Source organism: Streptomyces tendae, from assembly GCF_008632955.1.
In the GTDB taxonomy this organism is placed as follows: Bacteria; Actinomycetota; Actinomycetes; order Streptomycetales; family Streptomycetaceae; genus Streptomyces.
The window spans coordinates 2,975,978-2,999,031 of record NZ_CP043959.1; the positions used below are offsets into that span (position 1 = coordinate 2,975,978).

General features: G+C 73.9%; 21 protein-coding genes and 1 pseudogene. 13 read left to right on the forward strand and 9 right to left on the reverse strand.

Annotation, left to right across the window (positions count from 1 at the left end; genetic code table 11):
• Positions 1-61 precede the first annotated feature (61 nt).
• The 7 genes from F3L20_RS13785 to F3L20_RS13815 all read right to left on the reverse strand — a co-directional run bounded on the left by F3L20_RS13785 (position 62) and on the right by F3L20_RS13815 (position 6,734).
• Positions 62-961 carry an alpha/beta fold hydrolase gene (locus F3L20_RS13785; RefSeq protein ID WP_150154645.1) on the reverse strand — a complete coding sequence of 300 codons (900 nt, stop codon included), beginning with the start codon at positions 959-961 and terminating at the stop codon, positions 62-64.
• Positions 958-2,022 (reverse strand): branched-chain amino acid ABC transporter permease, encoded by a 1,065-nt coding sequence (locus tag F3L20_RS13790; protein WP_150154646.1) that lies wholly within the window; start codon positions 2,020-2,022, stop codon positions 958-960. The genes F3L20_RS13785 and F3L20_RS13790 overlap by 4 nt, the downstream gene beginning before the upstream one ends.
• Positions 2,019-2,945 (reverse strand): branched-chain amino acid ABC transporter permease, encoded by a 927-nt coding sequence (locus F3L20_RS13795; protein WP_150154647.1) that lies wholly within the window; start codon positions 2,943-2,945, stop codon positions 2,019-2,021. The genes F3L20_RS13790 and F3L20_RS13795 overlap by 4 nt, the downstream gene beginning before the upstream one ends.
• A complete protein-coding gene (locus F3L20_RS13800; RefSeq protein WP_150154648.1) occupies positions 2,945-3,685 on the reverse strand; it encodes an ABC transporter ATP-binding protein in 741 nt (246 codons plus the stop codon). Before F3L20_RS13800 ends, F3L20_RS13795 begins: the two co-directional genes overlap by 1 nt.
• Positions 3,682-4,422 carry an ABC transporter ATP-binding protein gene (locus F3L20_RS13805; RefSeq protein ID WP_150154649.1) on the reverse strand — a complete coding sequence of 247 codons (741 nt, stop codon included), beginning with the start codon at positions 4,420-4,422 and terminating at the stop codon, positions 3,682-3,684. The genes F3L20_RS13800 and F3L20_RS13805 overlap by 4 nt, the downstream gene beginning before the upstream one ends.
• A gap of 3 nt (positions 4,423-4,425) precedes the next feature.
• Positions 4,426-5,610: a substrate-binding domain-containing protein gene (locus tag F3L20_RS13810; RefSeq protein WP_145826388.1), complete on the reverse strand. Its 1,185-nt coding sequence runs from the start codon at positions 5,608-5,610 to the stop codon at positions 4,426-4,428.
• Positions 5,611-5,840: 230 nt separating this feature from the next.
• Complete coding sequence (locus F3L20_RS13815) at positions 5,841-6,734, reverse strand: SDR family oxidoreductase (RefSeq protein ID WP_150154650.1); 894 nt, start codon at positions 6,732-6,734, stop codon at positions 5,841-5,843.
• A gap of 175 nt (positions 6,735-6,909) precedes the next feature.
• Here F3L20_RS13815 and F3L20_RS13820 point away from each other — a divergent pair, with 175 nt between their 5' ends.
• From F3L20_RS13820 to F3L20_RS13845, 6 genes are all read left to right on the forward strand, one after another.
• Positions 6,910-7,743: a M55 family metallopeptidase gene (locus F3L20_RS13820; protein WP_150154651.1), complete on the forward strand. Its 834-nt coding sequence runs from the start codon at positions 6,910-6,912 to the stop codon at positions 7,741-7,743.
• On the forward strand, positions 7,736-9,040 hold the full coding sequence (locus tag F3L20_RS13825) for a M20/M25/M40 family metallo-hydrolase (RefSeq protein WP_150154652.1): 1,305 nt from the start codon (positions 7,736-7,738) through the stop codon (positions 9,038-9,040). The genes F3L20_RS13820 and F3L20_RS13825 overlap by 8 nt, the downstream gene beginning before the upstream one ends.
• Before the next feature lie 5 nt (positions 9,041-9,045).
• Positions 9,046-11,010, forward strand: a complete 1,965-nt coding sequence (locus F3L20_RS13830; protein ID WP_150154653.1) for an LpqB family beta-propeller domain-containing protein — start codon at positions 9,046-9,048, stop codon at positions 11,008-11,010.
• Positions 11,007-11,939, forward strand: a complete 933-nt coding sequence (locus F3L20_RS13835) for a S66 peptidase family protein (RefSeq protein WP_150154654.1) — start codon at positions 11,007-11,009, stop codon at positions 11,937-11,939. The genes F3L20_RS13830 and F3L20_RS13835 overlap by 4 nt, the downstream gene beginning before the upstream one ends.
• A gap of 41 nt (positions 11,940-11,980) precedes the next feature.
• On the forward strand, positions 11,981-12,538 hold the full coding sequence (locus F3L20_RS13840; RefSeq protein ID WP_150154655.1) for a GNAT family N-acetyltransferase: 558 nt from the start codon (positions 11,981-11,983) through the stop codon (positions 12,536-12,538).
• A gap of 105 nt (positions 12,539-12,643) precedes the next feature.
• Positions 12,644-14,602, forward strand: a complete 1,959-nt coding sequence (locus F3L20_RS13845) for a DUF5107 domain-containing protein (protein WP_150154656.1) — start codon at positions 12,644-12,646, stop codon at positions 14,600-14,602.
• Between the two features lie 25 nt (positions 14,603-14,627).
• Here F3L20_RS13845 and F3L20_RS13850 read toward each other — a convergent pair whose 3' ends face one another.
• Positions 14,628-14,975: a VOC family protein gene (locus tag F3L20_RS13850; RefSeq protein WP_150154657.1), complete on the reverse strand. Its 348-nt coding sequence runs from the start codon at positions 14,973-14,975 to the stop codon at positions 14,628-14,630.
• Positions 14,976-15,098: 123 nt separating this feature from the next.
• On the opposite strand from F3L20_RS13850, the gene F3L20_RS13855 reads away from it, so the two are divergent.
• The gene (locus tag F3L20_RS13855) at positions 15,099-15,542 is read left to right on the forward strand and encodes a phage holin family protein (RefSeq protein ID WP_150154658.1); all 444 of its coding nucleotides are present in this window, start codon (positions 15,099-15,101) and stop codon (positions 15,540-15,542) included.
• 92 nt (positions 15,543-15,634) lie between these two features.
• Here F3L20_RS13855 and F3L20_RS13860 read toward each other — a convergent pair whose 3' ends face one another.
• A complete protein-coding gene (locus tag F3L20_RS13860; protein ID WP_150154659.1) occupies positions 15,635-16,585 on the reverse strand; it encodes a TIGR03557 family F420-dependent LLM class oxidoreductase in 951 nt (316 codons plus the stop codon).
• A gap of 143 nt (positions 16,586-16,728) precedes the next feature.
• Here F3L20_RS13860 and F3L20_RS13865 point away from each other — a divergent pair, with 143 nt between their 5' ends.
• The 6 genes and pseudogenes from F3L20_RS13865 (at position 16,729) to F3L20_RS13890 (ending at position 23,050) form a co-directional block, all read left to right on the forward strand.
• Positions 16,729-18,465, forward strand: a complete 1,737-nt coding sequence (locus F3L20_RS13865) for an NAD(P)/FAD-dependent oxidoreductase (protein WP_150154660.1) — start codon at positions 16,729-16,731, stop codon at positions 18,463-18,465.
• On the forward strand, positions 18,462-20,309 hold the full coding sequence (locus tag F3L20_RS13870; RefSeq protein WP_150154661.1) for a transketolase: 1,848 nt from the start codon (positions 18,462-18,464) through the stop codon (positions 20,307-20,309). The genes F3L20_RS13865 and F3L20_RS13870 overlap by 4 nt, the downstream gene beginning before the upstream one ends.
• Positions 20,306-21,232 (forward strand): non-homologous end-joining DNA ligase, encoded by a 927-nt coding sequence (ligD, locus tag F3L20_RS13875; RefSeq protein ID WP_150154662.1) that lies wholly within the window; start codon positions 20,306-20,308, stop codon positions 21,230-21,232. Before F3L20_RS13870 ends, ligD begins: the two co-directional genes overlap by 4 nt.
• Before the next feature lie 307 nt (positions 21,233-21,539).
• Positions 21,540-21,668 (forward strand): annotated as a pseudogene (gene gvpO / locus F3L20_RS34540) (gas vesicle protein GvpO); the annotation flags it as partial.
• A gap of 192 nt (positions 21,669-21,860) precedes the next feature.
• A complete protein-coding gene (locus F3L20_RS13885; RefSeq protein ID WP_145826373.1) occupies positions 21,861-22,280 on the forward strand; it encodes a gas vesicle structural protein GvpA in 420 nt (139 codons plus the stop codon).
• A complete protein-coding gene (locus F3L20_RS13890) occupies positions 22,277-23,050 on the forward strand; it encodes a GvpL/GvpF family gas vesicle protein (protein WP_150154663.1) in 774 nt (257 codons plus the stop codon). Before F3L20_RS13885 ends, F3L20_RS13890 begins: the two co-directional genes overlap by 4 nt.
• Positions 23,051-23,054: the final 4 nt, after the last annotated feature.

Genomic DNA, 23,054 nt, shown 5'->3' on the forward strand with positions numbered 1-23,054 from the left:
CCGCACCCCGCCCCCGGTGGACCGGAGCCGCCCCCCTCCTCGGCTCCGGTCCACCGTCCTCTCACCCCCCGGCCGGCGCGTCCACCGCGTCCCGTACGGCGGCGGCGACCTCGTCGACGGCCGGCCGGAACAGGACCGAGTAGTGGTTCGTGCCGTCGATCCGGCGGGCCGGCATCCGTGCCGGGTCCAGGGCGGCCGCGGCGACGCGCCCGGCGTCGTACAGCCCTTGTGGTTCGTCGAGCAACCCCCGCTCGGCCCACAGCAGTTCACCGCGCACCTGCGGCCGGTGCACGGCGGCCAGGACCTCCGGGTCGTGGAGCACTGCGGCGCCGTCCGCGCGCACCGCGTCCAGCACACAACTGCTGCGCAGCCCGGGCGCCCGGCCCGTGAGGTCCCGCGTCACGTAGCCGGCCACCTGCGGCCCCCAGTGCGGGGCGAGCGCCGGGTGGGCGCGGAAGAACGCCAGATAGTCCCCGGCGCTCTCGAACGTCATCGACAGCCGGTCCATCGCCGGCCCGATCACCGCCTTCAGCAGCGCGTCGATGTCGGTGCCCGGGGGCGGCGGGAAGCCCAGCCCGCCGTCGACCAGCACCACGCGCGGGAAGCGGTCCGGATGACGGGCGGCGGCGAGCGCGGCGACGAACGCGCCCATCGAGTGGCCCACCAGCACCGCCCGCGCGAGCCCCAGGTGGTCGAGCAGCGCCACCACGTCGTCGACGTGCGCGCCCGGCCCGTAGGGCCCGGGCAGTTCCGCGCTCCCGGCCCGGCCCCGCAGGTCGGGGGCGTACAGGTCGATGCCGGGCAGGGCGTCGGCCAGCGCGGCGAAGGCCAGCGAGTTGGCGGTGATGCCGTGCAGGGCGACGACCGGCGGGCCGTCGCCCGGCCAGTGGGTGACGGCGAGCCGGCCGCCGTGGACCGGGACGGTCAGATCCCGCGCGAGGGCGGACCCGGACGTGGTCATGCGCTTCTCCTTCGGCCGAGGGCGGTGATCCCGCCGGGTGCCAGGTAGACGGCCAGGACGAAGAGACTGCCCAGGATCAGCATCGGTTCCACCCCCAGGTCCCAGCCGCCGAGCCGCTGGTCGAGATAGGTGAACAGCACCCCGCCGACGACCGGCCCCCAGCGGGTGCCGCTGCCGCCCAGCACGACCATCACCAGCAGGGTCAGGGTGAACTCGGGCGTGGAGGTGTGCGGGGTGGCGCCCGCGGTGACCAGCAGGTGGAGCACCCCGCCGAGCACGGCGAGGGACGAGGCGAGCACGAACGCGCCCAGCTTGTGCGCGAACGGGCTGCGGCCGAGGACCGCCACCCGCTGCTCGTTGTCCCGGATCGCCTGCCAGACCCGGCCGGCCGGGCGGGCGGTGACCGTCCACACCACGGCGGCGACCAGGACCAGGTAGGCGAGCGCCAGCCAGTACACGTTCGCGGTGTTCTGCACGCCGACCAGGGCGTCCGGCACCCCGTCCACGAACAGCGGCAGCCCCTCCTCACCCCCGGTGAGACCGCCCGGGTTGCGCTCCACGTAGATCGAGCCCGCCTGCGCGAAGGCCAGGGTGACCATCGCGAACCCCACGCTGCCGAGCGCGAGCGTGCGCAGCGACACCGCGCCCAGGACGAGCGCGGCCAGCACCCCGAGGACCAGCGTGAGCAGGGCCGCCGGCAGCAGGCTCAGGCCCAGCTCGGTCATGGCGAGCTGGGTGCCGTAGCTGCCCCCGGCGATGTAGAGGGCGTGGCCGAACGAGAGCAGCCCGGTGCGCCCGAACATCAGGTCGTAGCCGAGCGCGAGCGCGCCGAAGACCAGGCAGAGCGCGAACAGCTGAAGGGAACCAGGGGAGTTGACCGGCCCGTCGAGCAGGAGCGGGACGTCCAGCGCCGAGTACGGCAGCAGCGCGAGGACCAGCAGCACCGCCACCGGGACGGTCAGGGGGCGCAGCCGGCGCAGGCGTGCGGGGCCGGCCGGTGCGGCAGCCGCATCCACCGGCGCGGCGGCGGGGGTGGCCCGCGGGGTACGGGCGGCGGTCATGCCGTGCCTCCTGCGGATCGGGTGCGGGGTGCGGTGAGCGCGCGGCGCAGCCGCGTCAGCGGTGACCCGGTCCCGGCGGCCGGCCGCGCCAGCACCACGGCGGCCAGCAGGAACACGACGGCCAGGTCGCCGTAGCCGCCCGCGTAGTAGTTGGCGTACTGCTGCACCAGGCCCACGCTGAGCGCGGACAGGGCCACACTGGTGATCGGGACGAGACCGCCGATGATCACCACGACGAACGCGAACACCAGCAGCGACGTCCCCTGATGCGGGGAGAGCGAGCCGAAGTAGAGGCCGCCGAGCACACCGGCGAGGCCCGCGAGGGCGCCGCCGAGCGCGAAGACCAGGGTGAAGGCGCGGGTGACGTCGATGCCGAGCGCCGTGACCATCGCGCGGTCCTCGACCCCGGCGCGGACGATCAGCCCGTAGCGGGTGCGGGACAGGAACAGGTGGATGCCGGCGAGGACCAGCAGCGCCACCGCGATCAGCAGGAACCGGTTCACGGGCACGCGCGCGCCGAGGACGCCCACGGTGCCGGCGAGCGCGTCGGGCACCGGGAAGGGCCGGGCGTCGGCGCCCCAGAGGGTCTGCACCAGCGCGGGTACGGCCAGCGACAGGCCGACGGTCACCAGGATCTGCTCCTTGACCCGGCCGTACAGCCGCCGGATCAGGACCAGTTCGACCACGGCCGCCAGCAGCAGTCCGGTGAGTGTGCCCACGACGGCGGCGAGCAGCAGCCCCGGCAGCCCGCCGACCGTCTCGGCGGTGCGCCAGGCGGTGTAGACGGAGACGGTGAGGAACGCGCCGTGCGCGAAGTTCAGCACGTCCATCAGGCCGAAGATCAGCGCCAGTCCGGAGGCGATGAGGAAGTAGAGGGCTCCGAGGCCCAGTCCGGTCAGGGTGAGCAGGACGAGGGTGTCCATCAGGCGGCTCCGTGGTCCGGGCGGCTGCCGACACCCAGCAGCGCGGTCGTACGGGCGGTGTCCGCGAGCAGGTCGCGGGCGTCGCCGGTGTGCACCACCCGGCCGGCGTCCAGCACGACCGCGCTGCGGGCCAGCCGGCGCACCACGGCGAGGTTCTGCTCGACCAGGAGCAACGGCACGCGTTCGGCGGCCCGTTCCAGCACCTCGGCGGCCTCGGTGACCACGCGGGGGGCGAGCCCCTTGGTGGGTTCGTCGACGACGACCAGGGTGTTGTCGTTGAGCAGGGTCCGGGCGAGGGCGACCATCTGCTGCTGGCCGCCGGAGAGGGTGCCGGCGCGCTGGTCGCGGCGGGCGGCGAGTTCCGGGAACAGGTCGTGCACCAGGTCGTAGTGGTGGGGTACCCCCGGGCGTTCGGCGAGGGCGAGGTTCTCCGCGACGGTGAGTCCGGCGAACACCCCGCGGTCCTCGGGGGCGTAACCGATGCCGCGGCGCACCGTGCGGTGGGTCGGCTCGTGGGTGATGTCGTCACCGGTGAAGGTGACGCGGCCCGCGGTCACCCGGCCGCCGTCGGGCAGCAGCCCGAGCACCGCGCGGATGGTCGTCGTCTTCCCGACGCCGTTGCGGCCCAGCAGGGCGGTCACACCGGAGGCGGGGACGTCGAAGGTGACGCCGGTCAGGATGCGGGACCCGGCGATGTCCACGTCGAGGCCCTCGACGCGCAGGATCGGTGGCGCGGTCACAGCTCGTCTCCCAGGTAGGCCTGCTGGACGGTGGCGTCCGCCATCACCTCGGCGGGGCTCGCGGCGGCGAGCAGCCGGCCGTGGTGCATGACGGCGACCCGGTCGGCGAGGCCGAGCACCACGTCCATGTGGTGCTCGACCAGCATCACGGTGCGGCCCTCGTCATGGTGCAACGAGCGGATCAGGTCGGTGAGTTCTCCGGTCTCCTCGGAGGCCACCCCGGCCATCGGCTCGTCCAGCAGCATCAGCCGGGAGCCGGACGAGCCCGCGCCGAGGGTGGGCGCGAGCAGCATCGCCAGCTCCAGCTTGCGTTTGTCGCCGTGCGAGAGGCCGGCCGCGAGGTCCGCGCACCGGTGGGCCAGACGGACCCGGTCCAGGACGCCGGTCACGTCCGCCGCGCCGATCCGGCGCACCCCGGCCGAGCGGGCGGCCAGGTCGACGTGCTCGGCGACCGTCATGGTCGCGAACACCGACGACGACTGGAAGGTCCGTCCGACGCCCCGGCGCACCCGGCGGTGCGGGGGCAGGGCGGTGATGTCGTGGCCGTCGAGGCGGACGGCGCCGCCGGTCGGCCAGGTCAGTCCGGTGATCAGGTTGAACAGGGACGTCTTCCCCGCCCCGTTGGGGCCGATGACGGCGAGGAGCTCCCCCTCGCGCACGGCGAGCGACACGTCGTCGATGATGTGAGCTCCGCCCACCGACCAGCTCAGCCGCTCCAGTTGCAGTACGGGCGTCATGCGTCAGCCGATCCTCGACTCGGCGGGGGCGACCTGCTCGGCGGAGAAGGTCCGCGACACGCGCGGCGCTCCCTCGCCGGTGAACCGCGCCTGGAACGTGGGCTGCAGCAGCGCGTGGTCGGCGGCCCGCACGGTGTTCGGCCCCTTCACCCCGGAGAACGAGAAGCCTTCGAGGGCCTTCACCATGGCGTCGGTGTCGCCCTTCGCGCCGCCCGCCCGGACCGCCTCGACGACCATCTGCGCGGCGTTGAAGCCGTCCGGGGTGAACAGGTCCTCCTGCCACTTCTTCTTCCCGAAGTACGCCCGCATCGCCTCGGCCTCCGGGGTTCCGGCGGCGCCGGGCACGTAGTGCGCGAGCAGCGTCACCTTCTCGCGCGCCTTGCCGAAGACCGGGTAACTGGCCCTGCTGTCCAGGCCGGTGACGACGGTGGCGGCGTCCAGCACGCCCTGCTGGTCGAGGGTGGACCACATCGACTGGGCGGTGTCCCCGGCCCACGCGACGAACACCATGTCCGGCCGGGCCGCCTTCACCTTGCTCGCCACGGGGGTCAGGTCGGTGGCGGCGGGCGGGGCCAGCACCTCGCTCACCGTGGTGCCGCCGGTGCCGAGGACGGCGGTGACGGCGGCGGCGTTGGCCTGCCCGAAGGCGTTGTCCTGGGCCAGCACGACGACCTTCCTGCCCGGGGAGTCGCCCAGGATGTGCTTGGCGGTCAGCACGTCCTGGTAGGTCTGGCGGCCGGAGCGGAAGGTGTAGCGGTTCACACCGGTCAGCGCGTCGGTGGCGGCGGGCCCGCTGATGTAGAGGGTCTTGTTCTGCGCGGCGACGGGCGCGATCTGGGTGGCGACACCGGAGACCGCGGAGCCGGCGATGATCGGCACGCCCTGCCCGATGCGCTGCTTGGCGAGGGAGACACCCTTGGCGGGGTCGCCGCCGTCGTCGTCCTTCAGCACCGTCACCTTCACGCCGTCGACGGTGCCGGTGCCGTCGGTCGCGTGGTCGAGGCCGGCCTCGAAGCCCCGCAGGTACTGCTCTCCGTACGAGGCCAGCGGGCCGCTGGTGGAGGTGATGAGGGCGACCTTCACCTCCTCGGCACCGGAGGCGGTGCTGCTGCCGGGGCTGGAACAGCCGGCGGTGAAGGCGGTGGCGAGCAGGGCCACGGCGGCGGACAGGAAAAGGGGTCTACGCATGACCGTACGGCTCCTCGATGCGACGGCGGACGACTCCAGCGGCACGATCGGTCACGGATGATCACTGTGCGCTGAGCGGTATCCGGCAGTGTGTTCCGCGCCAGATCCAGCCACAATGTGGCCCGCACACATGAGAGGGCGACCAACCATGGTGCGGGCCAACGTCGTTGCGGCGTCCAGGGGGCCGTCACGAGAGAAGCGACGACTGCGCCCGTCCGGGGGCGCGTAGGTCAGGACGTGCTGCGGTGCCGCGAGGCCTCCTGGTCCGCGCGGCCCCCGGCGCCCAGCAGGCCCGTCGCCTCGAACGGCCGGGAGGCGGCCAGCCGTGGCAGCTCGCGCCGGGACAGCGCCGTCACCACCGGCGGCATCGCCGCGCGCACCAGCTGGGTCGCGCGCAGCCAGCCCGGCACGTAGACCGACGGGCGGCGCCGCTGCACCGCGTCCACCAGCCGCCCGGCCACATGCTCCACCGGGTACACCTTCCGGGCCGGGGCCGGCATGTGCCCGCGCAGTTCGCGCAGCACCGCATGGTCGTCCACACCCCGGATCATGTCGGTGTCGGTCCAGTTGATGTAGGCGATGCCCACCCCCACGTGCCGGTGGGCCATCTCCGCCCGCAGGGAGTGCGCGAACGACTCCACACCCGCCTTGGACGCGCAGTACGCGCTCATCAGCGGCGCCGAGCCGATCGACGCCAGTGACGCCACCTGGAGGAAGTAGCCGGCGGTGCCGGTCAGGTCCCCGATGAACGTGCGGGCGGTGGCCGCGCTGCCGACCAGGTTCACCTCGATCACCCGGCGCCACACCGCCGGGTCCGACTCGGGGAACGGCCCGCCCTCGGCGACCCCCGCGTTGGCGATGACGACGGACGGCGGTCCGAGACGTGCCCGGATGTCCGCGCCGGTCTCGGCCAGTCCCCGGTCGTCGGTGACGTCGACCTCCCAGCAGCCGCCCTCGCCCGGCAGTTCCTCCCGCACCTGCCGCAGCGTCCGCTCCTCCCGTCCGAGCAACGCCACCTTCATGCCGCGCGCGGACAGCTCCCGGGCCAGAGCCGCGCCCAGCCCGCGCGCCGCTCCGGTGACGACGGCGGTCCTTCCCTCCAAGGGGTTCCGGGTGACCGGCATACGACGCTCCTGGTGCTCCGTGGCGGGCGTTCGTCCCGTTCACGGTAGGTCCGGGCGGGCATCCGCGCAGGTCGGGGACGGCTGCCCCGCACCGGGGAGTGCGTCAGTGGTCTGGACCGGTGGGAGTTTTCCACAGGGTGGCCGGACGTCGGCGGGACGACGTAGCGTGTGCCGCATGAAGATCCTCATCAGCGCCGACATGGAGGGCGCCACCGGTGTCACCTGGCCGGCCGACGTCCTGCCGGGGACGCCCCAGTGGGAGCGGTGCCGGTCGATGTTCACGTCCGACGTGGACGCGGCCGTCCGTGGCTTCCTCGACGGCGGCGCCGACGAGGTGCTGATCAACGAGGCGCACTGGACCATGCGCAACCTGCTGCTGGAGCGGCTCGACGAGCGCGCCGAGATGCTGACCGGCCGGCACAAGTCCCTGTCCATGGTCGAAGGCGTGCAGCACGGCGACGTCGACGGCATCGCCTTCATCGGCTACCACGCGGGCGCCGGCATGGAGGGCGTCCTCGCGCACACCTTCCTCGCCAACTCCATCACCGGCGTGTGGCTCAACGACGTACGGGCCAGCGAGGGCCTGCTCAACGCGCACGTGGCCGCCGAGTACGGCGTGCCGGTGATCCTGGTCACCGGCGACGACGTGGCCTGCGAGGACGCCCTCGGCTACGCGCCCGAGGCGCTGAAGGTCGCCGTCAAGGACCACGTGTCGCGCTACGCCGCGGTGTGCCGCACCCCTGCGCGCACGGCCGCCGACATCCACGCGGCCGCCAGGGAGGCGGCCGCGCTGGCGGTGCGCCACGAACCGGTCCGCGGGGGGCCGTTCACCGTGGCGGTGGAGTTCGACGCCGAGCACCTGGCGACCTCCGTCACCGTCGTCCCGGGCGTGTCCCGGACCGGCGAGCGCAAGGTGCTGTACACCAGCGACACCATGTACGACTCAATCCGCACCTTCAAGGCGGTCACCACGATCGCCTCGGCCGCGGTGGAGGAGCAGTATGGCTGACCAGCGGGCCCTGGAGGAGGTCGTGACCTTCACGTCCGACCTCATCAGGATCGACACGACCAACCGGGGCGGCGGCGACTGCCGCGAGCGGCCGGCCGCCGAGTACGCGGCGGCGCGGCTCGCCGAGGCCGGTCTCGAACCGGTCCTGCTGGAGCGCACCCCCGGCCGGACCAACGTCGTGGCGCGCCTGGAGGGCACCGACCCGTCCGCCGACGCGCTGCTGCTCCACGGCCACCTGGACGTCGTGCCGGCCGAGCCCGCCGACTGGAGCGTGCACCCCTTCTCCGGGGAGATCCGCGACGGCGTCGTGTGGGGACGCGGCGCCGTCGACATGAAGAACATGGACGCGATGATCCTGTCCGTGGTGCGGTCCTGGGCGCGGGAGGGCGTGCGGCCCCGCCGTGACGTCGTCATCGCCTTCACCGCCGACGAGGAGGCGAGCGCGGCGGACGGCGCCGGCTTCCTCGCCGACCGGCACGCCGGCCTCTTCGAGGGCTGCACCGAGGGCGTCAGCGAGTCCGGCGCGTACACCTTCCACGACGGCCAGGGCCGGCAGTTCTACCCGATCGGGGCCGGCGAGCGCGGCACCGGCTGGATGCGGCTCACCGCCCGCGGCCGGGCCGGACACGGCTCCAAGGTGAACCAGGAGAACGCGGTCACCCGCCTCGCCGCCGCCGTCACCCGCATCGGCGAGCACGAGTGGCCGCTGCGGCTCACCCCGACCGTGCGGGCCGCGCTGACCGAGATCGCCGCCGTGTACGGCGTCGACGCCGACCTGTCCGACGTGGACGCCCTGCTGGACAAGCTCGGCGGTGCGGCCAAGCTCGTCGAGGCCACCGTCCGCAACAGCACCAACCCGACGATGCTCGACGCCGGGTACAAGGTCAACGTGATCCCGGGCGAGGCCGTGGCGCATGTCGACGGCCGCTTCCTGCCGGGCGCCGAGGACGAGTTCCGGGCGACCATGGACCGGCTCACCGGACCGGACGTCGACTGGGAGTTCGCCCACCGCGAGGTGGCGCTGCAGGCGCCGGTCGACTCGCCGACGTTCGCCCGGATGCGGGAGGCCGTCGAGGAGTTCGCCCCCGGGGCGCACACCGTGCCCTACTGCATGTCCGGCGGCACCGACGCCAAGCAGTTCTCCCGGCTCGGCATCACCGGCTACGGTTTCGCACCGCTGAAGCTGCCCGAGGGCTTCGACTACCAGGCCCTCTTCCACGGAGTGGACGAGCGCGTCCCGGTCGAGGCGCTCGAGTTCGGTGTCCGGGTGCTCGACCGGTTCCTGCGGTCGGCCTGAAACAAGTGGGGGAGACAGTGCAGACCCTGGCGTACGGCGAATGGCCCTCGCCCGTCGACGCGGCGACCGCCGCGGCGCACGACGGCAGTCCCGAGTTCGCGGGCTTCGTCGGCGACGAGGTGTGGTGGACCGAACCCCGGCCCGCCGAGGCGGGCCGGCGCACCCTGGTGCGGCGGCACGCCGACGGCACGGAGGAGTCCGTGCTGCCCGCCCCGTGGAACGTGCGCAGCCGGGTCGTCGAGTACGGCGGCCGCCCCTGGGCCGGCACCGTGCGCGACGACGGCCCGCTCGTGGTGTTCGCGCACTTCCCCGACCAGCGCCTGTACCGCTGGGAGCCGGGCGAGGAGCCCCGCCCCCTCACCCCGGTCTCCCCGGTCGGGCTGGGGCTGCGCTGGGCCGACCCCGTGGTGCTGCCGGAGCGCGACGAGGTGTGGTGCGTCCTGGAGGAGTTCACCGGCGACGGCCCGAGCGACGTACGCCGGGTCCTGGCCGCCGTGCCGCTCGACGGCTCCGCCGCCGGCGACCGGACCGCCGTGAGGGAACTGACCGACGGGCGGCACCGTTTCGTCACCGGACCGCGCCTCTCCCCGGACGGAACGCGCGCCGCCTGGATCGGCTGGGACCACCCCCGCATGCCGTGGGACGGCACCGAGCTGCTCGTCGCCGACGTCCGCCCGGACGGCACCCTGAGCGGCGCCCGCACCGTGGCCGGCGGACCCGAGGAGTCCGTCGCCCAGGCCGACTGGACCGGCGACGGCCGCCTGCTGTACGCGAGCGACCGCACCGGCTGGTGGAACCTCTACCGGGACGGGGAGCCGGTCTGTCCGCGCCCGGAGGAGTTCGGCGGGCCGCTGTGGAAGCTGGGCCTGAGCTGGTTCGCCCCGCTGGACGGCGGACTGATCGCCGTCCTGCACGGCAAGGGCGCCCTGCGGCTCGGCGTGCTCGATCCGGAGACCTGCGAGGTCGTCGACGCGGCCGGCCCGTGGAGCGAGTTCACCCCCGGCCTCGCGGCGCTCGGCGAACGGGTCGTGGCCGTCGGCGCCGGTCCGGCCAGCTCCCACGAGGTGGTGGAGCTGGACACCAGGACCGGCCGGGCCCGCGTCATCGGCTCCGCGCACCAGGACGCCGTGGACCCCGCCTACTATCCCGAGCCGCACGTCCGCACCTTCACCGGACCGGACGGCCGGGAGATCCACGCCCAGGTCTACCCGCCGCGCAACCCGGACTGCGCCGGCCCCGAGGGCGAGCTGCCCCCGTACGTGATCTGGGCGCACGGAGGCCCCACCAGCCGGGTGCCGCTGGTGCTCGACCTGGAGATCGCCTACTTCACCTCGCGCGGCATCGGCGTCGCCGAGGTCAACTACGGCGGCTCCACCGGCTACGGACGCGCCTACCGCAACCGGCTGCGCGAACAGTGGGGCGTGGTCGACGTCGAGGACTGCGCCGCCGTCGCGCTCGCCCTCGCCGAGGAGGGCACCGCCGACCGCGACCGGCTCGCCGTGCGCGGCGGCAGCGCCGGCGGCTGGACCACCGCCGCCTCCCTCACCACCACCGACGTCTACGCCTGCGGCACGATCATCTACCCGGTGCTGGACCTCACCGGCTGGGGCACGGGGGAGACCCACGACTTCGAGTCCCAGTACCTGGAGACCCTGATCGGCCCGCGTGCCGAGGTGCCCGAGCGGTACGAGCAGCGCTCGCCCGCCACCCACGCCGACCGGCTCACCGCGCCGTTCCTGCTGCTCCAAGGACTCGACGACGTGATCTGCCCGCCCGTGCAGTGCGAGCGGTTCCTGGCCCGGCTGGCCGGCCGGGGCGTCCCGCACGCCTACCTCACCTTCGAGGGGGAGGGGCACGGCTTCCGGCGCGCGGAGACCATGGTGCGCGCCCTGGAGGCCGAGCTGTCCCTGTACGCCCAGGTGTTCGAGCTGAAGGTGTCCGGCGTCCCCGTCCTGGAGCTGGAGCAGTGACCGCGCTCGCGCCGCTGCGGCGGCCGCCCCGCCTCGCCCCCGGCGCCCGGGTGGCCGTGGTCGCCCCCAGCGGTCCCCTTCCGGAGGAGCGGCTCGCGGCCGGGTTCGACGTGCTGCGCGGCTGGGGTCTCGACCCGGTGGCCGCCCCGCACGTCCTCGACCGGCACGGTGAGCTGCGCTATCTCGCCGGCACCGACGCCGACCGTGCCGTCGACCTGCAGGACGCCTGGTGCGACCCGTCCGTCGACGCGGTGATCTGCGCGCGCGGCGGGTTCGGCGCCCAGCGCATGGTCGATGCCCTCGACTGGGAGGCGATGCGGGCCGCCGGGCCGAAGGTGCTCGTTGGATTCAGCGACATCACCACGCTGCACGAGGCGTTCGCGGTGCGGCTCGGCCTGGTCACCCTGCACGGGCCGATGGCCGCCGGCGTCGACTTCGTCAAGAGCGCCCGCGCCCAGGAACACCTCAGAGCGACCCTCTTCGCCCCCGAGTCGGTCCGCACGATCCGCTCCGACGGCACCGCGATGGTGCCGGGGCGGGCCCGCGGGGTGACCCTCGGCGGCTGCCTCTCCCTGATCGTCGGCGGCATCGGCACCCCGCACACCCACGGCTCGGCGCGCGGCGGACTGCTGTGCCTGGAGGACGTGGGGGAGGAGACCTACCGTCTCGACCGCTACCTCACCCAGCTGCTGCGCGCCGGGTACCTCGACGGCGTCACCGGGGTGCTGCTCGGCTCCTGGGCCGAGTGCGATCCGTACGACCAGGTGCGCGCCCTGCTCGCCGACCGGCTCGGGGGTCTCGGTGTGCCGGTGGCCGAGCAGTTCGGCTTCGGCCACTGCGACGACGCCCTGACCCTCCCCTTCGGGGTCGCCGCCGAACTCGACGCCGACGCGGGCACCCTGACCCTGGAGGAACCCGCGCTGAGCTGAGCCCCGCCGCGCGCGGCCGGACGCCGTCGTAGGGTGACAGGGTGCCGCACACCGCTTCCCCCTACCTCACCGAAGGCCGCCGCGTGGGGCTCCGTCACTTCACCCAGGCCGACGGTGCCGAGTTCACCGCACGCGCCCGGGAGAGCAAGGACCTGCACCACCCCTGGCTGTTCCCGCCGGACACGGCGCCCGCCTACGCCGCGTACGCGAAGCGGTTGACCGACGACCCCACCAAGGCCGGGTTCCTGGTCTGCGAGAAGGACGCCGGCGGCGCCCTCGCCGGGTTCGTCAACATCAACAACATCGTCGAGGGCGGCTTCCTGTGCGGTGCGCTGGGTTACGGCGCCTTCGCCCACGCGGCGGGACGCGGGCTGATGCGCGAGGCACTGGACCTCCTCGCGCGGTACGCCTTCGGACCGATGCGGCTGCACCGGCTGGAGATCAACGTGCAGCCCGGCAACGCCGCCTCCATCGCCCTGGCCCGCGCCTGCGGCTTCCGCAAGGAGGGCTTCTCCCCGAAGATGCTCTACATCGACGGCGCCTGGCGCGACCACGAACGCTGGGCGCTCACCAGCGAGATGCTGACGCCCGGCGCCTGACCGGGGGCGCGGCTCCCGGTCGTGCCCTCCGTGCGGCGCCCGGTGCCGCCCCCGCGGAACGTACTCGTGACGGCCCTCTGTTCAGGCGGGCGTCCGGCGGCTTCCATGGAGATCGTGACGACGATCCGACGTGAGGTACTGACGCTGCCCGCGGCACAGCTGGGCCCCGACAACCCCCTGCCCGCCCTGCGGCCCCTCGACGAGATGCACCGCATCGAGGACCGTGACAAGAAGGACCTGCCGCGCGACATGGCCCGGCAGATCGGCTACGCCCCCCTGCGCAGCCTGCTGCCGGTTCCGGTCCGCGACGGCTACGGCCGTGACCGCGAGCCACGCCGGCTCGACACCCTCGTCATCGAGAACGACCGGCTGCGGGCCACCGTCCTGCCCGGCCTCGGCGGCCGGATCGCCTCCCTCGTCCACAAGCCCACGGGCCGCGAACTGCTGTACGTGAACCCGGTGTTCCAGCCCGCCAACTTCGCCCTCAACGGCGCCTGGTTCTCCGGCGGCATCGAATGGAACATCGGCGCCACCGGCCACACCACCCTCTCCTGCTCACCGGTGCACGCCGCCGTCGTCCCGGCCCCCGACGGCGGGGAGATGCTCCGCCTGTGGGAGTGGGAGCGGCTGCGCGACCTGCCCTTCCAGGTCGACCTGTGGCTGCCGGACGGCTCCGACTTCCTCTATGTCGGCGCGCGGATCCGCAACCCGCACGAGCGGCAGGTGCCGACCTACTGGTGGTCCAACATCGCCGTCCCCGAGGACTGCCGCGTGCTGGCCCCCGCCGAGGAGGCCTACCACTTCGGCTACGAGCAGCGCCTGCGCCGCGTCCCCGTCCCGGAGTACGACGGCGCCGACCGCACCTACCCGCCGAACAGCACCTACGCCGCCGACTACTTCTACGAGGTCCCCGAGGCCCGCAGGCGCTGGATCGCCGCACTGGACGCCGACGGCCACGGCCTCGTGCAGACCTCCACCGACACGCTGCGCGGGCGGAAACTGTTCGTGTGGGGCCGCGGACCCGGCGGGCGGAGCTGGCAGCAGTGGCTCACCGAACCCGGCACCGCCGGCTACTGCGAGATCCAGGCCGGTCTCGCCCGCACCCAGCTGGAACACGTCCGGCTGGAGCCGGAGAGCGAGGTGTCCTGGCTGGAGGCGTACGGGCCCTTCGAGGCGCCGCGCGAGGGGGAGTGGGGCGCGGTCCTGGACGAGGCCGAGACCCGCCTGGAGGGTGTCCTGCCGCGCGCCGACGTCGAGGCGGCCTACGCGGCCTGGCTGCCCTGCGCCGACACCGAACCCGGCGAGCGGCTGGCCGCCGGGTCCGGCTGGGGCGCCCTCGAAGTGCTCCGCACCGGGTGGAAGCTGCCCGGCACGCCCTTCGACGAGTCCACCCTGGGCGACGACCAGGAGCCGTGGCTGCGTCTGCTGCGCGCCGGTTCCCTGCCCGAGCCGTCCGCCGGCCGGCCGCCGGGCGGGACGCTGGTGGCCCGGCACTGGCGGGACATGCTGGAGACGGCGCCCGCGACCGGTCTCACCGAGTACCACCTGGGCGTCGCCCAGTGGCACGGCGGCGACCGGGCGCAGGCCGTGCGCAGCTGGGAGCGCGGGCTGGCGCAGCCGGGCCCGTCCTGGCCGGTGCTGCGCTGCCTCGCCGTCGCCGACCGGGAGGAACGCCACCCCGAGCGCGCCGCCGACCGCTATGTGCGGGCCTTCGACGACCTGTGCCGTGAGGCCGGGGAACCGGACGGGGAGTGGACCGCCGTCGTCGCCGCGCTCGGGCGGGAGGCGATCGAGGCGCTGCTCGCGGTGGGACGTACGGAGAACGCCCGGTCCGTGTGGCGGCGGCTGGCCCCCGCGACCCGGGCCCGCGGACGCTTCCGGCTGATCGAGGCGGGCCTGCTGCTCGCCGAGGGCCGGCGGGAGGAGGCCCGCGCCGTGTTCGACGCGGGCTTCCAGGTCGCCGACCTGCGGGAGGGCGACGAGGTCATCGGGCGGCTGTGGGCCCGGCTCACGGAGGAACCACTGCCCGAGCGGTACGACTTCAGGATGCGACCCACGCCGTGACGGGACGTCACGCCGTGTCGGTATGTCAGGAGCGGCGGTCCGCGTACTCGTAGACCGCCCCGTCCGGGTGCCGCGCGATCAGGTTGCGGCCGACGGGGGTGGGCAGCGGCCCCGCGAGGACGGCCGCGCCCATCTCCTCCAGCACCTGGCGGGTCTCGTCGACGTCCTGGACCGCGATGGTCGCGGCGACCTTGCGCAGCACGTCCAGTTCCGCCTCGGGACCGCTCATCAGCAGGAAGCAGCCCACGGCGGCGACCTGGACGCCGCCCCGTTCGAACCGCAGGGCCGCGCCGCCCGACAGACGCTCGTAGAAGGGGATGGCGGTCTCGATGTCGTCGACGCAGACGCGCAGTGTGGCACCCAGAATCTCCATGACCACGAGCCTAGTTGGGCGGCACGCGGGAGGGGCGGGGGTGCGGGTGATCTCCACACCCCTCTCTCCCGCCTTACGGCCGACGGGAGTTACTCGGCCCCGGGTGCGGGGTACCCGCACGCCATGCAGCGCTTGGAGCACTTGCAGCATCTGGACAAGCACCTGGCGGACGAACTGGCCCAGGTGGCCCGGGAGTCCGTGCGCGCCGAACTGCGCGAGCAGACGCGGGGGCAGCGGCGCAAGGCAGCCCTGTACGCCGGTTCCGGCGCCGCCGCGCTCTACGCGGGCGCGGCGGTCGCCCTGGCGGTGGGCCTCGCCCTGGACCTGGCCCTGCCGGGCTGGGCGGCGGCCCTGATCACGGCGGTCCTCCTGGCCGCCCTGTCCTACGCCCTCCGTACGGCAGCCCGCCCGACCCCGCCCGCCGCCGGCACGTCCCACGCGGCACCGTCCGCGCGGCCGGCACCCGGCACCGTGCCCCCCGTCCCGTCCACACCCCCGACGGCCGGAACGGCGGTCCCCCACCCGGACCCCGCCACCGACCACGACCCGCGCCCCGACCACTCCTGACCCACCGCCCGCCGGCACCCCGAGCCGCAGGCTCACGGGACCGTGGGTGGGTACGGCGCCGCACCGGCGCCGTACCCACCCACGGCCGTGCCCTACAGCTGCGGCAGCACCTTCGTGCGGTAGAAGTCGAAGAAGCCCTGCAGATCCGGACCGATCTGGTTGACGTAGATCCGGTCGAAGCCCGCGTCGGCGAACCGGCGCAGTTCGGCGACGTGCTCGTCCGCGTCGTCGCCGCACACCCGGTTCTCGCGCACCATGTCCTCGGTGACCAGCGTCTGCGCCTGCTCGAAGTGCTTGGGCGAGGGCAGCACCTGACCCAGCTCACCGGGCAGCAGCTCGTTCGCCCACAGCCGGTGCACCGTGCGCACGCACTCCTCGCGGTCGGCGCCGTAGCAGACCTTCGTGCCGCCGCTGATCAGCTTCCCGCCGCCCCCGCCCTTGCGGTACTGCTCCACCATCGAGGCGTCCGGCATCATCGTGATGTAGCCGTCGCCCACCCGCGCCGCGAGCGCGGTCGCCGCCGGGCCGAAGCCCGAGATGTCGACCGGCACCGGCTCGTCCGGGAGCGTGTACAGCCGGGCGTTCTCCACCGTGTAGTGCGTGCCGCGGTGGTTGACCTCCTCGCCGGAGAACAGCCGGCGCATGATCTGTACGGCCTCCTCCAGCATCTCCAGGCGGACGTGCGCGGGCGGCCAGGGCCCGCCGACGACGTGCTCGTTCAGCGCCTCGCCCGTACCCACGCCCAGCCGGAACCCGCCGGGTGACATCGCCGCGGCGGTCGCCGCCGCATGGGCCACCACCGCCGGGTGCGTCCGCACGGTCGGGCAGGTCACCGCCGTGCCCACCGGCAGGGACACCGCCTCGGACAGTGCGCCGAGCACCGACCAGACGAAGGGACTCTGCCCCTGCTCGTCGTTCCACGGGTGGTAGTGGTCCGAGATCCACAGCGCCTGGAAGCCGGCCTGCTCGGCCATGCGTGCCTGCTCGATCAGCTCGGCGGGACCGTACTGCTCGCACGAGAGGAAGTAGCCGTACTGGGGCATGGGGGGTGCCTCCGTGACATGGGCCGTCCGGGTCGCGGCCCGGGTACCCGGGCGGCCCGGCGGCAACCGGCCGGACGTTTGGCGGTCCCGCACAGGGGGACGCGGAAGTCTCCCGACGTACGCGACCGCGCCGGAGGCGAACCGTGAGTCGACCCCGCATTGTGATCGTCGGTGCCGGCTTCGCCGGATACCGCACGGCCCAGACCCTGTCGAAAACGGCCAAGGGCCGTGCCGACATCATCCTGCTCAACCCCACCGACTACTTCCTGTACCTGCCCCTGCTGCCCCAGGTCGCCGCCGGCATCCTGGAGCCGCGCCGCGTCACGGTGTCCCTGACCGGCACGCTGCCGCACGTCAAGCTGGTGCTGGGCGAGGCCGACCGGATCGACCTCGACGGACGCCAGGTGCACTACACCGGCCCCGAGGGCGAGGGCGGCACCCTCACCTACGACCGTCTGGTGCTCGCGGCGGGCAGCGTGAACAAGCTGCTGCCCATCCCGGGCGTCGCCGAGCACGCGCACGGCTTCCGCGGCCTGCCCGAGGCGCTGTACCTGCGTGACCACGTGACCCGGCAGGTGGAGCTCGCCGCCGCCACCGACGACCCGGAACGCTGCGCCTCCCGGTGCACGTTCGTCGTCGTGGGCGCCGGTTACACCGGCACGGAGGTCGCCGCGCACGGCCAGCTGTTCACCGACGCGCAGGTGGCCAAGCAGCCCCTGCGCACCGGGATGCGGCCCCGCTGGATGCTGCTGGACATCGCCGACCGGGTCCTGCCCGAGCTGGACGAACGGCTCTCCCGCACCGCCGACACGGTGCTGAGAAAACGGGGCGTGGACGTGCGGATGGGCACGTCCGTGAAGGAGGCCACGCCGGACGGCGTGCTGCTGACCGACGGCGAGTTCGTGGACACCCGCACCCTGGTGTGGTGCGTGGGTGTACGCCCCGACCCGCTCGCCGAGTCCCTCGGGCTGCCCCTGGAACGCGGCCGGCTGCTGGTGGACCCGCACCTGCAGGTGCCCGGCCGGCCGGAGGTGTTCGCGTGCGGTGACGCCGCCGCGGTGCCCGACCTGGAGAAGCCGGGCTCCTACACCCCGATGACCGCCCAGCACGCCTGGCGGCAGGGCAAGGTGTGCGCGCAGAACATCGCCGCGTCCTTCGGCGACGGGGAGCGGCGCGCGTACCGCCACAAGGACCTGGGGTTCGTCGTGGACCTCGGCGGTGTGAAGGCCGCCGCCAACCCGCTCGGTGTCAACCTCTCCGGGGCGGCGGCCGGTGCGGTGACCCGCGGCTACCACCTGGCCGCGATGCCGGGCAACCGGGTGCGGGTGGCCGCCGACTGGCTGCTCGACGCGGTACTGCCACGCCAGGCCGTGCAGCTGGGCCTCGTACGGTCCTGGTCGGTGCCCCTGGACACGGCGTCCCCCGAGGTGGCACGCGTCCCGGGCCGGCCCGGGACCGACCGCCCCTCGGGCAGCCCGTCCGGCAGTCCGCCCGACGGCGGCGGCCGGCCGGCCACGGCCCGCCCGGAAGATGCACCCGCGAAGAACCAGCCCGGCGGCGAACCGGCGAAGAACCGGCCCGGCGGCGAACCGGCGAAGAGCCGGCCCGGTGGTGAGCCCGCCAAGAACCAGCCGGGCGGTGAACCGGCGAAGAACCGGCCCGGCGGCGAACCGGCGAAGAACCGGCCCGGTGGTGAGCCCGCCAAGAACCAGCCGGGCGGTGAACCGGCGAAGAACCGGCCCGGTGGCGAACCCGCCAGGAACCAGCCCGTGCGGGGCACGTCCGACCTCGCCCCGCCGCCCGACCAGCCGGAGCCCGGCCCCGACGTGGCGCCCGGGCCCGTACGGCGCACCGACCGTTTTACCGAAGGAGACGCATGAACACCGGTGAACTCGCCGAGCTGGGACAGCAGTTGCGCGTGGACAGTGTCCGGGCGGCGGCCGCCGCCGGCTCCGGGCACCCCACGTCGTCGATGTCCGCGGCGGACCTGATGGCCGTCCTCTTCGCGAACCACCTGCGCTACGACTTCGAGCGCCCCGACCACCCGGCCAACGACCGCTTCGTCCTCTCCAAGGGCCACGCCTCCCCGCTGATGTACGCCACCTACAAGGCGGCGGGCGCCATCGACGACGAGGAACTGCTCACCTTCCGCAAGGACGGCAGCCGGCTCGAAGGGCACCCCACACCCCGCAAGCTCCCCTGGGTCGAGACGGCCACCGGCTCCCTGGGCCAGGGCCTGCCGGTCGGCGTCGGCATCGCGCTCGCCGGTAAGCGGCTGGACCACACCGACTACCGGGTGTGGGTGCTGTGCGGCGACAGCGAGCTGGCCGAGGGCTCGGTGTGGGAGGCGGCCGAGCAGGCCGCGTACGAGAACCTGGACAACCTGACCGCGATCGTGGACGTCAACCGGCTGGGCCAGCGCGGCCCCACCCGGCACGGCCACGACCTCGACGCCTACGCCCGCCGCTTCCAGGCGTTCGGCTGGCACACGGTGGAGGTGGACGGCCACGACGTGGACGCCGTCGACCGCGCCTACGGGGAGGCCCTGTCCACCCGGGGCCAGCCGACCGCGATCATCGCCCGCACCCTCAAGGGCAAGGGCGTGAAGTCCGTGCAGGACCGCGAGGGGCTGCACGGCAAGCCGCTTCCGGAGGCCGAGGACGCGATCGCCGAACTCGGCGGCCCGCGCGACCTGCGGATCACCGTCCACCCGCCGGCCACCGACGGGCACACCCCCGCCCGCCGGACCGCGACCCCCGAGCTGCCCCGCTGGGACAAGGGCGAGGAGGTGGCCACCCGCAACGCCTTCGGCGAGGCGATCGCCGCCCTCGGCACCGCCCGCGGCGACGTCGTGGCCCTGGACGGCGAGGTGGGCGACTCCACCCGCCTGGAGTTCTTCGCCAAGGAGCACCCCGAGCGGTACGTCGAGTGCTACATCGCCGAGCAGCAGATGGTCGCCGCCTCCGTCGGGGTCGCCACGCGGGGCTGGACGCCGTACGCCTCCACCTTCGCCGCCTTCCTCACCCGCGCCCACGACTTCGTCCGCATGGCGGCGGTCAGCGGCTCCGGCCTCAACCTCGTCGGGTCGCACGCGGGCGTCGCCATCGGCCAGGACGGGCCCAGCCAGATGGGCCTGGAGGACCTGGCGATGATGCGGGCGGTGCACGGCTCCACCGTGCTGTACCCGTGCGACGCCAACCAGACGGCCCGCCTGGTGGCCGCCATGGCCGACCTCGACGGCATCCGCTACCTGCGCACCTCGCGCGGCGAGAGCCCGGTGCTCTACGGCCCCGACGAGGAGTTCCCGGTCGGCGGCAGCAAGGTGCTGCGCTCCTCCGACGACGACCGGCTCACCCTGGTCGCCGCCGGTGTCACCGTGCCGGAGGCGCTGGCCGCCGCCGACGCCCTGGCGGACGAGGGCATCGCCGTACGGGTCGTCGACCTGTACTCGGTGAAGCCGGTCGACCGGGAGACGCTGCGCACCGCCGCCGAGGAGACCGGCTGTCTGGTGACGGTCGAGGACCACCACCCCGAGGGCGGCCTCGGCGACGCGGTCGCGGAGGCCTTCGGCGACGGGCGTCCCGTCCCGCGGCTGGTGCGGCTGGGTGTGCGGAACGTGCCGGGCTCGGCCTCCCCGGAGCAGCAGCTGCACATCGCCGGCATCGACGCCGAGTCGATCGCCGCGGCCGGCCGGCTGCTGGTGGGGGAGGCGATCGTGTCGTGAGCGACGGCGGGTCGCGCACGGTACGGGCCGGCCGCCGCCGGGTGGAGATCCACCGCCCGGACAAGGTGCTCCTCCCGGGCGACGACGACGCCCGCGCGTACACCAAGGGCGACCTCGTCGACTACCACCGGGCCGTCGCCCGGCACATGCTGCCGCACCTGCGGGGCCGGCCGCTGATGCTGGACCGGCGGCCCGACGGCCTCGGCGGACCGGCGTTCATGCAGAAGAACACCCCCGACAGCTATCCGGACTGGATCAGGCGGGCCGAGGTCGCCAAGGAGGGCGGCACCGTCACGCACACGGTGTGCGACGACACCGCCACCCTCCTCTACCTGGTCGACCAGGCGGGCGTCACGCTGCACCGCTGGCTCTCCCGCGCCGACGACGTGGACCGCCCCGACCGGCTGGTCTTCGACCTCGACCCGTCCGGCGACGACTTCGAGGCGGTGCGGGAGGCCGCCCGCCGGCTGGGGGAGCTGCTCGGCGAACTCGCCCTGCCCTCCGCCCTGATGACCACCGGGTCCCGGGGCCTGCACGTGATCGTGCCCCTGGACGGCAGCGAGGACTTCGACGCCGTACGGGAGTTCGCCCGCGAGGTCGCCGACACGCTGGCGGACGCCCACCCCGACCGGCTCACCACCGCGGCCCGCAAGAAGGACCGCGGCGACCGGCTGTACCTCGACGTGGGGCGCAACGCCTACGCGCAGACCGCCGTCGCCCCCTGGACCGTCCGTGCCCTGCCCGGCGCCCCCGTCGCCACCCCGATCACCTGGGACCAGCTCGACGATCCCGAGCTGCACGCCCGCCGCTGGACGGTGGAGAACGCCGTCGAGCAGGCCGGCGCCGGCCCCTGGTCCGGGCTGTCGCGCAGGGGACGCTCCCTCGCTCCCGCGCGCCGCCGGCTCGCCGCCCTGCGTGGTTGAACCGACGGCGCGCGGGAGCGCTTCCCCCTTCCGACCGGCGACGACACCCGGACGTGGCAACCGGGTGAGGGTACGGAGGTTTGGCGAACACGCTTGCGGCCACACGGAGGGGGAGGTGGCCATGTCGAACACGAAGAACACCGAAGAGTCACAGGATTCACAGGAATCTCAGGACCCCCGTGAGGGCCAGGGCTCCCAGCAGGCCCGGACCTCACGCACGCCCCGTAAACGAACCGCACCCCGCAAGCGGCCCGAGAACGACAGCGACACGACCGAGAGCACCACGGAACGGAAGAAGCCGAAGCCCATGCAGGTGCTGCGCCAGGCGCGCGAGCAGCTCGCGGAGCTGACCGGCATGGAGGCCGAGTCCGTGTCGTCCTTCGAGCAGACCTCGGAGGGCTGGGCGCTGGAGGTCGAGGTCCTCGAGCTGGAGCGGGTACCCGACACGATGAGCCTGATGGCGAGCTACCAGGTGGAGCTGGACCCCGACGGGACCTCACCGGGTACCGGAGGGTCCGCCGCTACGAGCGCGGACGCGCCGACGGGCGCAGGTCCGGCGGCTAGGCCGCCCTCGCGCGCCCACACGTACAGAGACCACACCCACCGACAAGAAGGAGGAAGGGCCGGCATGACAGTAGTACCGGCACAGCAGTCCGGCGGTGGAGGCGGCAGCAGCGGCCTCTACGACGTGCTTGAGCTTGTTCTGGACAGGGGGCTCGTCATCGACGCATTCGTGCGCGTGTCCCTGGTCGGCATCGAGATCCTCAAGATCGACGTCCGTGTCGTCGTGGCGAGCGTCGACACCTACCTCCGCTTCGCGGAGGCGTGCAACCGGCTCGACCTCGAGGCCGGACCCCGCAAGAGCCCGGGGCTGCCCGAGATCGTCGGCGAGGTCACCGAGTCCGGTGCCCGCGGCAAGTCCAAGGGCGCCCTCTCCGGCGCCGCCGAGACCATCTCCGACGCCTTCAAGCAGGGGCGTGAGGGAGAGACCGAGTCGCGTCCGCGGGCCCGTAAGAGCACGTCCCGCCGGAAGGAGGAGCAGGAGTGAGCACCTACGTCTACGGCATCACGGCGGCCTCGCACCCGACCCTGCCCGAGGGCATGGGCGGCGTCGGCGACCCGGCCCGTGAGGTGCGGGTGCTGACCCAGGGCGACCTCGCGGCCGTCGTCAGCGACGCGCCGGAGGGACTGCGCCCCAAGCGCAGGGAGCTGCTCGCCCACCAGAACGTGCTCAGTGAGATCGGCGCGGGCGGCTGCGTGCTGCCCATGCGGTTCGGCAGTGTCGCCCCGGACGACGAGTCCGTCACCGGCGTCCTCGCCGAGCGGGCCGACCACTACCTGGAGCGGCTGCGCGCCCTCGACGACCGCGTCGAGTACAACGTCAAGGCCAACCACGTGGAAGAGGCCGTCCTGCACCACGTCATGGCGCTGAACCCGGAGATCCGCGCTCTCGCGGAGGCCAACCGGCAGTCCGGGGGCGGCAGTTACGACGACAAGATCCGCCTCGGCGAGATGGTCGCCGAAGCGGTCAAGGCCCGGGAGGCCGAGGACGGCGCCGCGCTGGAGAACGCGCTGCGGGGCATCGCCGACGCGGAGAGCGTGGGCCCCGAGTCCACGGGCTGGCTCGCCAACGTCTCGTACCTGGTCAAGCGCGAGACGGCGGAGGAGTTCCTGGCCGCGGTGGAGCAGGCCCGCTCGGACATGCCCCACCTGGAAATACGTCTGAACGGCCCGCTGCCGCCGTACAGCTTCGTCGAGCCCGGCCCCGCCGAGCCCGCGGGCACGGCGGCCGGCGGGACGGACACCGAAACGAGGTGACGTC

What these genes read in the sequence shown, in the direction of transcription:
- F3L20_RS13785 (WP_150154645.1), bottom strand. Translation starts at nt 961, where the DNA reads ATGACCACGTCCGGGTCCGCCCTCGCGCGGGATCTGACCGTCCCGGTC.
- F3L20_RS13855 (WP_150154658.1), top strand. Translation starts at nt 15,099, where the DNA reads ATGCAGCGCTTGGAGCACTTGCAGCATCTGGACAAGCACCTGGCGGAC.
- F3L20_RS13790 (WP_150154646.1), bottom strand. Translation starts at nt 2,022, where the DNA reads ATGACCGCCGCCCGTACCCCGCGGGCCACCCCCGCCGCCGCGCCGGTG.
- F3L20_RS13860 (WP_150154659.1), bottom strand. Translation starts at nt 16,585, where the DNA reads ATGCCCCAGTACGGCTACTTCCTCTCGTGCGAGCAGTACGGTCCCGCC.
- F3L20_RS13820 (WP_150154651.1), top strand. Translation starts at nt 6,910, where the DNA reads ATGAAGATCCTCATCAGCGCCGACATGGAGGGCGCCACCGGTGTCACC.
- F3L20_RS13795 (WP_150154647.1), bottom strand. Translation starts at nt 2,945, where the DNA reads ATGGACACCCTCGTCCTGCTCACCCTGACCGGACTGGGCCTCGGAGCC.
- F3L20_RS13815 (WP_150154650.1), bottom strand. Translation starts at nt 6,734, where the DNA reads ATGCCGGTCACCCGGAACCCCTTGGAGGGAAGGACCGCCGTCGTCACC.
- F3L20_RS13870 (WP_150154661.1), top strand. Translation starts at nt 18,462, where the DNA reads ATGAACACCGGTGAACTCGCCGAGCTGGGACAGCAGTTGCGCGTGGAC.
- F3L20_RS13845 (WP_150154656.1), top strand. Translation starts at nt 12,644, where the DNA reads ATGGAGATCGTGACGACGATCCGACGTGAGGTACTGACGCTGCCCGCG.
- F3L20_RS13885 (WP_145826373.1), top strand. Translation starts at nt 21,861, where the DNA reads ATGACAGTAGTACCGGCACAGCAGTCCGGCGGTGGAGGCGGCAGCAGC.
- F3L20_RS13850 (WP_150154657.1), bottom strand. Translation starts at nt 14,975, where the DNA reads ATGGAGATTCTGGGTGCCACACTGCGCGTCTGCGTCGACGACATCGAG.
- F3L20_RS13825 (WP_150154652.1), top strand. Translation starts at nt 7,736, where the DNA reads ATGGCTGACCAGCGGGCCCTGGAGGAGGTCGTGACCTTCACGTCCGAC.
- F3L20_RS13810 (WP_145826388.1), bottom strand. Translation starts at nt 5,610, where the DNA reads ATGCGTAGACCCCTTTTCCTGTCCGCCGCCGTGGCCCTGCTCGCCACC.
- F3L20_RS13805 (WP_150154649.1), bottom strand. Translation starts at nt 4,422, where the DNA reads ATGACGCCCGTACTGCAACTGGAGCGGCTGAGCTGGTCGGTGGGCGGA.